Origin of the sequence: Pseudomonas sp. K5002 (genome assembly GCF_013386655.1) — a bacterium.
Taxonomy (GTDB): domain Bacteria; phylum Pseudomonadota; class Gammaproteobacteria; order Pseudomonadales; family Pseudomonadaceae; genus Aquipseudomonas.
The window spans coordinates 1-11,692 of record NZ_JACARK010000713.1; the positions used below are offsets into that span (position 1 = coordinate 1).

The 11,692-nt window shown below is 61.2% G+C and carries 13 protein-coding genes and 1 pseudogene; 5 read left to right on the top strand and 9 right to left on the bottom strand.

Annotation, left to right across the window (positions count from 1 at the left end; genetic code table 11):
• The 3 genes and pseudogenes from HX846_RS26835 to HX846_RS26845 all read right to left on the bottom strand — a co-directional run.
• Nucleotides 1-424: pseudogene (locus HX846_RS26835) on the bottom strand (allophanate hydrolase); the annotation flags it as partial.
• On the bottom strand, nt 421-1,125 hold the full coding sequence (pxpB, locus tag HX846_RS26840; RefSeq protein WP_087692566.1) for a 5-oxoprolinase subunit PxpB: 705 nt from the start codon (nt 1,123-1,125) through the stop codon (nt 421-423). The pseudogene HX846_RS26835 and the gene pxpB, both read right to left, overlap by 4 nt.
• Nucleotides 1,122-1,865, bottom strand: coding sequence for a 5-oxoprolinase subunit PxpA (locus HX846_RS26845; protein WP_087692567.1), 744 nt, complete (start codon nt 1,863-1,865; stop codon nt 1,122-1,124). Before HX846_RS26845 ends, pxpB begins: the two co-directional genes overlap by 4 nt.
• A gap of 176 nt (nt 1,866-2,041) precedes the next feature.
• Between HX846_RS26845 and HX846_RS26850 the strand changes: the two genes are divergently transcribed.
• Complete coding sequence (locus HX846_RS26850) at nt 2,042-2,980, top strand: LysR family transcriptional regulator (RefSeq protein ID WP_178966440.1); 939 nt, start codon at nt 2,042-2,044, stop codon at nt 2,978-2,980.
• A 110-nt stretch (nt 2,981-3,090) separates the two neighbouring features.
• On the opposite strand, the gene HX846_RS26855 is transcribed toward HX846_RS26850, so the two are convergent.
• The 3 genes from HX846_RS26855 to HX846_RS26865 are packed head-to-tail and all read right to left on the bottom strand — an operon-like array spanning nt 3,091 to nt 5,000.
• Complete coding sequence (locus HX846_RS26855) at nt 3,091-3,633, bottom strand: DUF2937 family protein (RefSeq protein WP_003210684.1); 543 nt, start codon at nt 3,631-3,633, stop codon at nt 3,091-3,093.
• 11 nt (nt 3,634-3,644) lie between these two features.
• A complete protein-coding gene (locus tag HX846_RS26860; RefSeq protein WP_102368325.1) occupies nt 3,645-4,421 on the bottom strand; it encodes a class II glutamine amidotransferase in 777 nt (258 codons plus the stop codon).
• 30 nt (nt 4,422-4,451) lie between these two features.
• Nucleotides 4,452-5,000, bottom strand: coding sequence for a hypothetical protein (locus HX846_RS26865; RefSeq protein WP_003210682.1), 549 nt, complete (start codon nt 4,998-5,000; stop codon nt 4,452-4,454).
• Between the two features lie 21 nt (nt 5,001-5,021).
• On the opposite strand from HX846_RS26865, the gene HX846_RS26870 reads away from it, so the two are divergent.
• Complete coding sequence (locus tag HX846_RS26870; RefSeq protein ID WP_134325909.1) at nt 5,022-7,076, top strand: S9 family peptidase; 2,055 nt, start codon at nt 5,022-5,024, stop codon at nt 7,074-7,076.
• An 82-nt stretch (nt 7,077-7,158) separates the two neighbouring features.
• Nucleotides 7,159-7,632: a cyclic nucleotide-binding domain-containing protein gene (locus tag HX846_RS26875; RefSeq protein WP_003210680.1), complete on the top strand. Its 474-nt coding sequence runs from the start codon at nt 7,159-7,161 to the stop codon at nt 7,630-7,632.
• Here the strand turns inward: HX846_RS26875 and HX846_RS26880 are convergent.
• Nucleotides 7,629-7,916, bottom strand: a complete 288-nt coding sequence (locus tag HX846_RS26880; RefSeq protein ID WP_003210679.1) for a hypothetical protein — start codon at nt 7,914-7,916, stop codon at nt 7,629-7,631. The two genes, HX846_RS26875 and HX846_RS26880, sit on opposite strands and share 4 nt — an antisense overlap.
• A gap of 78 nt (nt 7,917-7,994) precedes the next feature.
• Between HX846_RS26880 and HX846_RS26885 the strand changes: the two genes are divergently transcribed.
• Nucleotides 7,995-8,681 carry a spermidine synthase gene (locus HX846_RS26885; protein ID WP_178966441.1) on the top strand — a complete coding sequence of 229 codons (687 nt, stop codon included), beginning with the start codon at nt 7,995-7,997 and terminating at the stop codon, nt 8,679-8,681.
• Nucleotides 8,682-8,703: 22 nt separating this feature from the next.
• On the opposite strand, the gene rarD is transcribed toward HX846_RS26885, so the two are convergent.
• Complete coding sequence (gene rarD, locus HX846_RS26890; RefSeq protein WP_023659097.1) at nt 8,704-9,588, bottom strand: EamA family transporter RarD; 885 nt, start codon at nt 9,586-9,588, stop codon at nt 8,704-8,706.
• Between the two features lie 573 nt (nt 9,589-10,161).
• Nucleotides 10,162-11,076 (bottom strand): ParB/Srx family N-terminal domain-containing protein, encoded by a 915-nt coding sequence (locus tag HX846_RS26895; RefSeq protein WP_178966442.1) that lies wholly within the window; start codon nt 11,074-11,076, stop codon nt 10,162-10,164.
• A 148-nt stretch (nt 11,077-11,224) separates the two neighbouring features.
• On the opposite strand from HX846_RS26895, the gene HX846_RS26900 reads away from it, so the two are divergent.
• Nucleotides 11,225-11,599 (top strand): YajD family HNH nuclease, encoded by a 375-nt coding sequence (locus tag HX846_RS26900; RefSeq protein ID WP_003210675.1) that lies wholly within the window; start codon nt 11,225-11,227, stop codon nt 11,597-11,599.
• Nucleotides 11,600-11,692 lie beyond the last annotated feature (93 nt).

Genomic DNA, 11,692 nt, shown 5'->3' on the forward strand with positions numbered 1-11,692 from the left:
CCAGCCCGCCCAGTTCTTCACGGCCCACCGTGGCGCAGCTGCCCAGCACCTGCGGCGCATCAAACCCGCCCGGCGCTGCCAGGTAAGCCCGCGCACCGCTGAATGGCTGGGTAAAACGCAAGCGCTGGCCCTTTTGCAGAATAAAGCTGCGCCCCGGGCTGATCGCGCGCTCGTCGACATACGCGCCCAAGTCCGCCCCGGCCAGCGCCAGCAGGCAATAGGCCTCGGCCTGCACGGTGAAGCCACCCAAGGTGATTTCCACCACCGGCGCATCCAGGGCATTGCCCAGCAACCAATTGGCCCACGACATCGACACCCAATCCAGCGCGCCGCCCTGGGTCACGCCCAAGTGCCTTACGCCAAAACGTCCAGCGTCCTGCAACAAGCAGAGCGGGGTGCTGGCCTCGATCAACAAGCGGCTCATGCCTGGGCCTCCAACGGTGTGTCATCGCCACCCAGGTTGATGAATTCGCGATGGCTGACCGCTTCGTAACGCACGGTGTCCCCCGGCTGCATCAGACTGTAGCCGTCGCGTTCGCGGTCAAACAACTTGGCCGGTGTGCGGCCGATCAGGTTCCAGCCACCTGGCGAGACCACCGGATAAGCCGCCGTCTGCCGCTCGGCGATGCCCACGCTGCCCGCCGCCACCCGCTTGCGCGGGGTGTTGAGCCGCGGTGTCGCGAGCTGTTCATCCACCAGCCCCATAAAGGCAAACCCCGGGGCGAAGCCCAAGGCGAATACCTGGTATTCATGCTGGCTGTGACGGCGAATCACCTCACCCACTGCCAGGCCACTGCGCTGCGCCAGCAACGCCAACTCCGGGCCGACACTCAGGTCATACCAGACCGGCAACACATGGCATCGCCCGCTGTCCTTGGGTTCGGGCTGCAATTCCTTGAGCACCTGGTCGATCAACGCCCGTGCCTGGCCAGGGTCCAGCGCCAGCAGGTCGTAGTGCACCATCAGGGTCGTGTAGGACGGCACCAGGTCCACCAGCGCCGGGCCAAAACCTTCGCGCAAACGGCGGGTGGCGGCGAGCATCCAGGGCATGTTGTCTTCGGCGATCACCTCAAACAGGTGCACCATCAGGCAGTCGATGGCCACCACTTCAATCCGTGGCTTCATGCTGGGGTCAACGCCTCGCGGATGCGCTGCACGGCAGCCACTGAGCTGGCGTTATCGCCATGCACGCACAAGGTATTGGCTTGCAGGTGCAACGGACTGCCATCACTGGCGACCAACTGTTCTCCCCGGGCGATGATCAAGGCCTGCTGGATGATCTTTTCCGGGTCATGATGCACCGCGCCCGGCAACTGGCGGGAGACCAGATGGCCGGCGCTGTCGTAGGCACGGTCGGCAAAGGCTTCGAACCACAGGGTCACGCCATATTCGTCACCCAGGGCCTGGGCGGCGCTGTTGTCGCGGGTGGCCATCAGCATCAATGGCAGGCTGGCGTCGTAGGCCGCCACGGCCTGGATCACCGCTCGCAATTGCGCAGGCTTGGCCATCATGTCGTTGTACATCGCGCCATGGGGTTTGACGTAGCTGACCCGTCCGCCCTGGGCCCGGCAAATACCGTCGAGGGCGCCGACCTGGTAGTGCAACAGGTCCTGGATTTCCTGCGGGGTGTAGGCCATGGAGCGGCGGCCGAAACCCTGCAGGTCCTGGTACGCCGGGTGCGCGCCCACCTGCACGCCATGCTCGAAGGCCAGGCTGACGGTCTTGCGCATGATGCTCGGGTCGCCGGCGTGGAAACCGCAGGCTACGTTGGCGCAATCAATGAACGGCATGACTTCGGCGTCCAGACCCAAGGTCCAGTTGCCAAAGCTTTCGCCGATGTCGCAGTTCAATAGCAGGCGGCTCACGGTAGGGCTCCTGTAGGCTTTATTTTTTTGTAGTGTGGGATCTTTTACCAAGATCTCGCAACGATGTTGTCCCGAGCCCCAACGACGCTTATCGTGAGACAGCTCGATTTTTGGCGGTTGCGGCACGCTGCGTCCAACTAATAAAAAACAATCCATGCATAAGAAAAGTTGATCCCATGAATTTGAAGTTCCTCGAAACCTTCGTCTGGGTGGCCAAGCTCAAGAGCTTTCGCCTCACGGCAGAGAAGCTGTTCACCACCCAGGCCTCGATCTCCAGCCGCATCGCCGTGCTGGAAAGCGAGTTGGGGGTGAAGCTGTTTCTGCGCGATTCCCGAGGTGTGAGCCTGACGCCGGAAGGCTTGAAGGTGCTCGATTATGCCGAGCAGATGATGGCGACCATGCAAGGGCTCAAGCAGTCCCTGGAAACCACCAGCAGCAAGGTCGGGCGTATCCGCATCGGAGTGATGGACACGGTGATTCACACTTGGCTGAGCGCGCTGGTGGCAGAACTGACGGACAACTTTCCGCGGGTAGAAATCGAGTTGGTCGCCGATACCGCGCTGAACCTCTGCGATCAGTTGCAAAAAGGCTTTCTCGACCTGATCCTGCAAACCGACCTGCTGCGCCAGGAAACCTTGCGCAGCCTGGAACTGGCCAGCCACCCCATGGGCTGGATCGTCGCCAGCCACTCGATCTACAACCGCGACTACGCGTCCCTCGCCGAACTGGCCCAGGAGCGCATCATCACCTACTCGAAAAACTCCTGTCCGCACCAGGACGTGCTCAGCCTGATGCAGGCTAACGGCGTATCCGCCCCACGGATGAACTGTGTGAACTCGGTGTCAGCGATCACCCGCCTGCTGCGGGACGGGTTCGGGATTGGTGCGTTCCCGCCCGTATTGGTCAGTGAAGAGCTGGCACGAGGTGAATTGACCATGCTGCCCATGGAACAACGGCCGCCGAACCTGCAGGTGGTGGTGTCGTGGCGAGTGGGCGTGGAGTTGGTGGAGGAGATTGTGGCGCTGTGCCAGAGCGTGGTGCAGCAGTACGCGCAGAAGGTGGGCGAGGACTTGATGGTGTTGAGCAAACCCATGCCACTGAAGGAACCGATTTAAAACTGTGGGAGCGGGCTTGCGCGCGAATGCGGTGTGCCAGCCACCCCATATGTCACTGACGCACCGCATTCGCGAGCAAGCCCGCTCCCACAATTTGACCGCGTCAGCCTTTAAAGCCCCTTGAGGTCCCGCTCTTCAATCGGTCGGCTCTGGCGCAGGCGCTTGCCGCCCAACACCACCCAGTCGATCAGGCGGAACAGGCACTCGATGCCGAACGACAACAACATCGCCCCGCCCAGGCCCCAGCCCATGGCTTCCGGGGTCAGCAACAGCATGTAGCTGTAGCCGTTCCAGGTTTCCTGGCGAATCGCCGGGTCGGCGGCCACCGCCACTTGCAGCGCGCGGATGTACCACGGGCCCTGCATCGCCTGGAACTGCTTATCCAGCGCTACCTGGCGGTCGAGCAAGGTGCCCAGGCTGTTGGCATCGCTGCGAAACACCGGGTCGTCACTGGCACGGTAATGGGCCACCAGCGCCTGCAAGTCACCGTTGAAGAACTGTTGCGCCGTGGCATCGAAGCCGCGCAAGCCGGTCTGGGCTTCGATCAAGTGGGCTTCGACGCGCTTGGCGTAGTCGCTGATAAACCCCGGCACCTGCACACCGACCAACAGACCCACGGCAAACAACACCAGTCGCAAATAGCTGAGCAACATATTCGACGTCCTTATTCCGTTTTACCTTGGCTGACACATTCGCCGCGTCGCCACAGGCTCCACTGGCCCGGTTCGTAGCGGGTCCAGGTCTCGTTTTCGGTCAGGGGTTCGGTGGCAATTACCGTCACCACGTCATTGGGGGTGGTTTCGGCCTGAAAATCGACGATCACGTCGACATCTTTCAACCGTGCAGGGCCAAATGGCGCACGCCGGGTGATCTGTGCCAGTTTGGTCGAGCAATAGCAGAACAGCCAGTCACCGTCGCTGAGCAGGCAGTTGAACACGCCCTTGCTGCGGTATTCGCTGCAGGCGGCGATCAGGTCCGGCAGCACCTGTTCGATGTCCACCGGTTCCGGGAACGCTTCACGGATACGGTTGAGCAAATCGCAGAACGCCGCTTCGCTGTCGGTATCGCCCACCGGGCGGTAGAACGTGGCGCGGGGGTTGAAGTCCGCCAGTTGACCGTTATGCGCAAAGCACCAGTTGCGGCCCCACAGTTCACGGACGAACGGATGGGTATTGGACAGGCACACCTTGCCCACATTGGCCTGGCGGATATGGCCAATCACCACTTCACTCTTGATGGGATAACGCTGCACCAGCAGCGCGACTTCCGATTCGCTGCTGGCCGCCGGGTCCTGGAACAACCGCAGGCCACGGCCCTCGTAGAAGGCGATGCCCCAACCGTCGCGGTGGGGCCCGGTACGTCCGCCGCGCTGCATCAGCCCGGTGAAGCTGAAGACGATATCGGTCGGTACGTTGGCACTCATGCCCAATAATTCACACATGCCAGGCTTCTCGATACAGGGCGTACAACGTTAAAGGCGCGGTTCGACCCGCATACCGCTGACAGGTGCCGGGCGACCGTAACGCTCATCGGCGAAGGGTTCGTCGTCATCCTCCGGCTCGGCAGCAGCGGCTGCCGCAGCGGCGGCCTTCTGCTCACGACGAACCCTGGCGGCACGCTCGATGGGCCAGCGGATCAGCACGAACACCAGGTACACGCCGAACGCGATCATGCAATACATGAACAGATCGGAAATCGCCCGCCAGGCGTTGTTGCCGACCTTGAGCACCAGGTCCAGGGCGGTGATGGCCACGGCCGGGGCGAACTGGGTCTTCACCGGATCGACGATGGTCGGGCTGAACAGCAGCACCGCCACCAGCAACCGCAGTGGCTCGCGCAGCCAGCGCCACATCCAGCGGGTCATGGCAAACCACACCAACAGGCAACCCAGGGCTGCGAAGGCGTAGAGGCCCCAAGCGATCAGATAGTCGTTCTCGGTCATGGTGTCCATGGCAAGGTAGGCAAACAGGCCGCTATGATAACGGCTTTTCAGTGCCGAGGCTGCAATGCCGTCGGCCAACCGCCAGACAGAGAGTGATCCATGCCCCCATCGACCCACATCACTGCCGCCCCGATCGCCCGCAAGGCCCCAGGCACCGACCCGTATGCCTGGCTGCAAGCGCGTGACAGCGCCGAGGTGCTCGATTACCTCAAGGCGGAAAATGCCTGGCAAGAAGCACAATTGTCCGACCAGCAGGCGCTGCGCGAGACCCTGTTCGAGGAGATCAAGGGCCGCATTCTCGAAACCGACCTGTCCCTGCCCTCGCCCTGGGGCCCGTACCTGTATTACACCCGCACCACCGCCGGCGACGAATACGCCCGCCACTACCGCTGCCCGCGCCCGGCGGACGACAGCCAACAGGTCGACGAAAGCGCGGAAGAGCTGCTGCTGGACCCGAACGTACTGGCCAATGGCGGCTTTTTCTCCCTCGGCGCCTTCAGCATCAGCCCGGACCACCAGCGCCTGGCCTACAGCCTGGATACCAGCGGCGAAGAGATCTACACCCTCTACGTGAAGGAATTGGCCACCGGCAAGGTCAGCGAACTGGAGTTTGAAGACTGCGATGGCAGCATGACCTGGGCCAACGACAGCCTGACCCTGTTCTTCACCGAACTGGACGACACCCATCGCCCGCACAAGCTGTATCGCTATCGCCTGGACGGCACTGCCGCCGAAGAAGTGTTCCACGAGCCTGACGGACGTTTCTTCCTGCACTGCTACCGCTCCAGCTCCGAGCGTCAGTTGCTGCTGGCCCTGGGCAGCAAGACCACCAGCGAGATCTGGGCCCTGGACGCCGAAAAGCCGCAGCAGGCGTTTACCTGCATGGCGCCACGGGTCGAGGGCCATGAATATGACGTCGACCACGGCAAGCTGGACGACCAGTGGACCTGGTTTATCCGCAGCAACCGTGACGGCATCAACTTTGCGCTGTTCCAGGCGGCCGACACCGGCAGTGTGCCGACCCAGGACGACTGGCTGAACCTGATCCCCCACGACGACGCGGTAATGCTCGATGGCGTAAGCCTCAATGCCCGGGCCATGACCCTGAGCCTGCGGATCGGCGGCCTGCCGATCATCGAAGTGCACCCACAGGGGCAAGCCGCTTATCGCGTGGAGTTACCGGACGCGGCCTACAGCCTCTATGTGCAAAACAGCCTGGAATTTGCCAGCGACAAGATCCGCCTGCGCTATGAGGCGCTGAACCGCCCGGCCCAGGTTCGTCAGCTGGAACTGGCCGGCGGCGCACAACAAGTGCTCAAGGAAACCCCGGTGCTGGGCGTGTTCAACGCCGACGACTACGTCAGCCAACGCCTGTGGGCAACGTCGGCCGATGGCACTCAGGTGCCGATCAGTCTTGTCGTCCGACGCGATCAGTTGGGTAAGCCGACGCCCCTGTATCTGTACGGCTACGGCGCCTACGGCCACAGCCTCGACCCGTGGTTCTCCCACGCCCGCCTGAGCCTGCTGGACCGTGGCGTGGCCTTCGCCATTGCCCATGTACGCGGCGGCGGCGAACTGGGTGAGGCCTGGTATCGCGGCGGCAAGCAGGAGCACAAGCAAAACACCTTCAGCGACTTTATCGCCTGCGCCCAACACTTGATCGCCCAGGGCCTGACCACCTCCAAGCAACTGGCCATCAGCGGCGGCAGCGCCGGTGGCCTGTTGATCGGCGCGGTGCTCAATCAACGCCCGGAGCTGTTCCAGGCGGCGATTGCCGAAGTGCCGTTCGTCGATGTGCTCAACACCATGCTCGACCCCGAGTTGCCGCTGACCATCACCGAGTACGACGAATGGGGCAACCCGCAGGAGCCCGAGGTGTATGAGCGGATCAAGGCGTACGCACCGTACGAAAACGTCAGCGCCCAGGCCTATCCGGCCACGCTGGTGATCGCCGGCTACAACGACAGCCGCGTGCAGTATTGGGAAGCGGCGAAGTGGGTGGCCAAGCTGCGCGACACCAGGACCGACGACAACCTGTTGCTGCTCAAGACCGAGCTGGGCGCCGGCCACGGCGGCATGAGTGGTCGTTACCAGGGATTACGTGACGTAGCACTCGAATATGCATTTGTTTTCAAGGCGCTGGGGCTGATTTAAGGAACTCCGCCTGGCGGGCCGGTCTGAACACTTGACCGCCGGGCGCGCCCTGCACGATTTATGGACAAAGACTGTAAGCCTCATGCCAGAACCGACCTTACTCAATAACGAAATCCGCGACATGCTGATGGATTGCGGCCTGTTCGACCCGTTGCTGCCGGAAGACTTCCACGTAGCGGCGGGCTATTTCAACATCAGCAGCATCGCCCGCGATGAGGTGATTTTCCTCGAGGGCGACGCGGGCACCTTCATGTGCATCATTCACTCAGGCCAGGTGGCGGTGCAGAAGACCAACCATGCAGGCCAGCGCCTGACTATCGCCACCTTGCGCAGCGGACGGACCTTTGGCGAGATGGCTGTGCTGGACGGCGAGCGCCGCTCCGCCAGCTGTGTGGCGGCCAGCGATTGCGTGCTATTGAACCTGGGCAAGGATTCCCTGGAAAAGATGCTCAACGATGCACCGAAAATCGCGGCCAAGATCATTCGTGCGATTGCTATCGCCCTGTCCAGGCGCCTGCGCATGGCGGACGGGCAATTGCTGTCCCAGCAGTTTTAGCCGCCCGGGGTCTTGGGCTTGATGTCGTTTTGCTGCAAGCCGGGGATCGTCTGGTCCTTCGGCGGCGCGGGCAGCACGATCGGCGCCAACAATGGCTCACCGCTGCCGGCCGCCTTTGGCGTTGCCGGTGGCGTGACTTGCGGATAAGGCGTGGGCGTTGCAGTACCCGGTGAACCCGCCGTAGGCGCGGGGGTAATCGGCACGGTTTGCGACTCCTGAGCCTGGGCCACACCGCCAAGGGCGAGCGCGCTCCACACAATGACCGTTAGAATGCTGCACTTCATCGATGGCTCCATGGCCTGACCGTAAAGTCGTAAGGCTACTCCCAACCGCGCAAGAATGCCCTTCCCAATGAGATTTCCATGAAACGTTTCGTTCTGCTGGACACCACTCCGATCCCCGACAACGGCGGTGCCTTGTGCCTGTTCGAATACGGTGAGGATTTTGTCATCAAGATTCAGGGCGGTGACGGTGGCCAGTTGATGAACACGCGCATGCACGGTTCCGAGGATGCGCTGGCGGAGATTCCGTGCCGCAAAGTCGCCGGTCGGCCCGGCTCCAGGGTGTTGATTGGCGGCCTGGGCATGGGTTTTACCCTGGCGGCAGCGCTCAAGCATTTGGGCAAGACTGCCGAAGTGGTGGTTGCCGAGCTGGTGCCCGGCGTGGTCGAGTGGAATCGCGGGCCCCTGGGGGAAAAGTCCGGCCGCCCGCTGCTGGACCCGCGCACCGTGATCCGTCTGGAAGACGTGGCCAAGGTGCTGCAGGCCGAGCCCCAGGGGTTTGACGCGATCATGCTGGACGTCGACAACGGCCCCGAAGGCCTGACGCAAAAAGCCAACAGCTGGCTGTATTCCGCCGGTGGCCTAAGCGCCTGCGCCAAGGCGCTACGGCCCAAGGGCGTGCTGGCGGTATGGTCGGCCAGCGCCGACAAGCAGTTCAGCGACAAACTGCGCAAGGCCGGCTTCAAGGCCGAGGAAATGCAAGTGTTTGCCCATGGCAACAAGGGCACGCGGCATACCATCTGGATTGCTGAAAAGCTCAAGGGCTAAGCATTAACTGCGTGGGTTGAAGTCAGATCGACCGGCGCAGTCGATTCAAATGCCTCAAGCCTTCCAGCACCAACACCACCACCGCCAGCCAGATCGGCAGGTAGGTCATCCATTGGCCCGGCTTGAGGGCGTCTCCCAGCATCAGCGACACGGCCACCAGCAGCACCGGTTCCGCGTAACTGAGCAAACCGAACAGGCTGAACGGCAACAGCCGGCTGGCCAGGATGTAGGAATAACCCGCCGCCGCGCTGACCAACCCCATGAGTGGCACCAGCCAATAGAGCGCCGGGCGCTGCGCCAGGGTCTCGTTGATGGGCTCACTACCGAGGACGAACCACAGCGCGACCGGAATCATCAGCATCATGTCCAGCCACAGCCCGCCGAGGTTGTCGGTGCCACAACGCCTGCGCAGCACGAAATACAGCGGATAACCGACGCACACCACCAGGGTGGTCCAGGAGAACCCGCCCGTGCGATACAGCTCGTTGGCCACGCCCACCGCCGCCAGCGCAGCGGCAATTTTTTGCAGATGGGAAAGGCGTTCGCCGTAAACGATGCGCCCGGTGATGACCATGGTCAGCGGTAACAGGAAATAGCCCAGCGACACATCCAGGCCGTGGCCATTGAGGGGCGCCCACATGAAGATCCACAACTGCACACCCACCAGGGCACTGGTGAGCACGACACAGGGCAGCAACGCGGGTTTCTCCCGCAGACGCTTGTAGATCAACGGCACCCACTTCCAATCCCCGGACAGGCACAGCAGCAACGTCATGAAGGGCAAGGAGATGAGCATTCGCCAGCCAAATATCTGCTGGCCATTCAAGGGTTCAAGAAGGGAGGTAAAGAAATACAGCACACCAAACAGGAAGGAAGCGGAAACCGCCAGAACAACGCCTTTAGACACAACAGCCTCTACAAAAAATTGCATGCATTCAATTGAAGCAGGCCGTTGCATTCACGCAGTGTGAATGTCAGTGAGATGAACATCAGAAGTTTATTAACGGGCACCATAAACTTACAACTTGCACAGGACACCTATCCCGAATATTCAAGTTATAACAACAGGGTAACGCGTTGATTTTTTATTATTTGCACGACGATCATCAGACACTTCAACCACCCGACTTCGGTTATTGGAAGCAGTACGCTCTGGATGAGCGCTTCTGATTTGAAACGCCACAACGTCAACCACGGCGGTTGATATCGTGAAAGGAAAGCCCGGCTTGCGGGAAACTGACAGTCGCCAGGAAAGACCTGACGTATTGACTACCTGACGCCACCACAGAACACACTAACGGCAGTAGGCCAAGAGGCGCCACATTAAACAAACTGCCAAAGTTAGTCCAACACTTTATCACCCTGAAGCCAATTAAATGCCCCACGGCATTTAAATCGATATTTGCCGGATCTTTACTGTATATTAAGCCGTTATACGCCCGACAGAAACAGCACAAGGCCGCCCCTGCCGGTTCGTCACTTAGTTACTTCTACTGTCGATAACGTAGGGCACTTTCTTCTTGAACGTATCGTTCAGTTCTTTGCGGTCAAGTGACGTGAAGCCGCCCAACTGCCGGGCGCTGAAGCCGCTCTCCCCTACCGGTGCCTCGGGCGCCAGGCTGACCATGCGCTTGGCTACCGCCTCGATTGCCTTTTCATACCCGCCTTGCTTATTCAGGTTGAACGCGCCGAGGTCAATCTGCGTGCGCAACCACCCTCCCCAGTAAAACTCCAGGAATTCCGGCACCACCTCACCAGAGGTCGGCTTGCCGTAGGACGCCTTGCGGGAGAAGTAAACCAGGCTGCGGAACATATCGTCGCCGAGGTCCTTGAAGCCCAGGTGTGCCGGAATTTGCTCAGGCGTGATGGTCTTGCCCTGGTCGTCCTTGAGCCAGACCTTGCGGCCCTGCTCCATGCGTTTCCAGAAAGTCGCCAGGTCGGGACTGTCGCTGAAGTTATCGGTGACCCGCACCCACATCTTCAGTTTGGCGCCGGCACCTGGCTGCTCCCACAAGGTACTGAACGAATGGTGGCCGTCGGTGAGGTACAACTGGCCAGCGGGACCGACCACCACGGTTTTCATATCCGCCGGGTGAGCGCCTACCGGGTCTTTGCAGGTGAAGCTGCCCGGCTTATGCAGATCGGCATCTTCAGGCACCTTGTCGACACCGCCCTGGCCGTTGGTTTCACAGTATTCGTCGAACACTTTTTTGGGCGACTCGGCAAATACCCCCAGCTTGTAATGGATCTGATCAAAACCGATGACGGCCTGGGTCGGGTGGAGCTGCTCCAGCGCCACATCGATCACCTCGCCTGGCTGGGGCGTGGAAAACGCCTGGACCTGAACACTGACGGCGCACAACAGCAGCGCCCACAACCATGAATGCATCCGCATGAGTACCGCTCCTTATGAATTCAGTTCGTCGATACTACAAACAATCCCCCTCACCGGCATGACCGCGCCTGAAAAAGCCGGAGGTTTATTAGCCCGCAAGCAGCTAGAATCAACGCTATCCGTGATCCACTAAAAGACAGGAGCCATGATGAGCTCGACCAACCCGCCCTCCCACACCGCGAAGCTGGACCGCATCCTCGCCGATGCCCAGCGCGACCGGGAAATGGGCTACCGCGACAAAGCCCTGAAGATGTACCCCCACGTGTGTGGCCGCTGCGCCCGTGAATTCGCCGGCAAGCGCCTGAGCGAACTGACCGTGCACCACCGCAACCACAACCATGACGACAACCCCCAGGACGGCTCCAACTGGGAGTTGCTGTGCCTGTATTGCCACGACAACGAACACTCGCGTTATACCGACCAGCAGTATTTCGGCGAAGGCTCCACCAGCAGCCCGACGATCGCCAAGGCGACGCACAACCCGTTTGCGGCGTTGGCCGGGTTGATGAAGAAAGACGACTGAAGCGATGTAATGAACGACCTGCTGTGGGAGATGGCTCGCAGTGGGAGATGGCTTGTTGTGGCGAGGGAGCTTGCTCCCGTTGGGCTGCGTAGC

Excerpts from the sequence above, each read along its gene's own strand:
- HX846_RS26880 (WP_003210679.1), bottom strand. The coding sequence starts at position 7,916 with ATGAAGTGCAGCATTCTAACGGTCATTGTGTGGAGCGCGCTCGCCCTT.
- HX846_RS26860 (WP_102368325.1), bottom strand. The coding sequence starts at position 4,421 with ATGTGTGAATTATTGGGCATGAGTGCCAACGTACCGACCGATATCGTC.
- HX846_RS26855 (WP_003210684.1), bottom strand. The coding sequence starts at position 3,633 with ATGTTGCTCAGCTATTTGCGACTGGTGTTGTTTGCCGTGGGTCTGTTG.
- HX846_RS26875 (WP_003210680.1), top strand. The coding sequence starts at position 7,159 with ATGCCAGAACCGACCTTACTCAATAACGAAATCCGCGACATGCTGATG.
- HX846_RS26870 (WP_134325909.1), top strand. The coding sequence starts at position 5,022 with ATGCCCCCATCGACCCACATCACTGCCGCCCCGATCGCCCGCAAGGCC.
- HX846_RS26850 (WP_178966440.1), top strand. The coding sequence starts at position 2,042 with ATGAATTTGAAGTTCCTCGAAACCTTCGTCTGGGTGGCCAAGCTCAAG.
- HX846_RS26900 (WP_003210675.1), top strand. The coding sequence starts at position 11,225 with ATGAGCTCGACCAACCCGCCCTCCCACACCGCGAAGCTGGACCGCATC.
- pxpB (WP_087692566.1), bottom strand. The coding sequence starts at position 1,125 with ATGAAGCCACGGATTGAAGTGGTGGCCATCGACTGCCTGATGGTGCAC.
- HX846_RS26895 (WP_178966442.1), bottom strand. The coding sequence starts at position 11,076 with ATGCGGATGCATTCATGGTTGTGGGCGCTGCTGTTGTGCGCCGTCAGT.
- HX846_RS26885 (WP_178966441.1), top strand. The coding sequence starts at position 7,995 with ATGAAACGTTTCGTTCTGCTGGACACCACTCCGATCCCCGACAACGGC.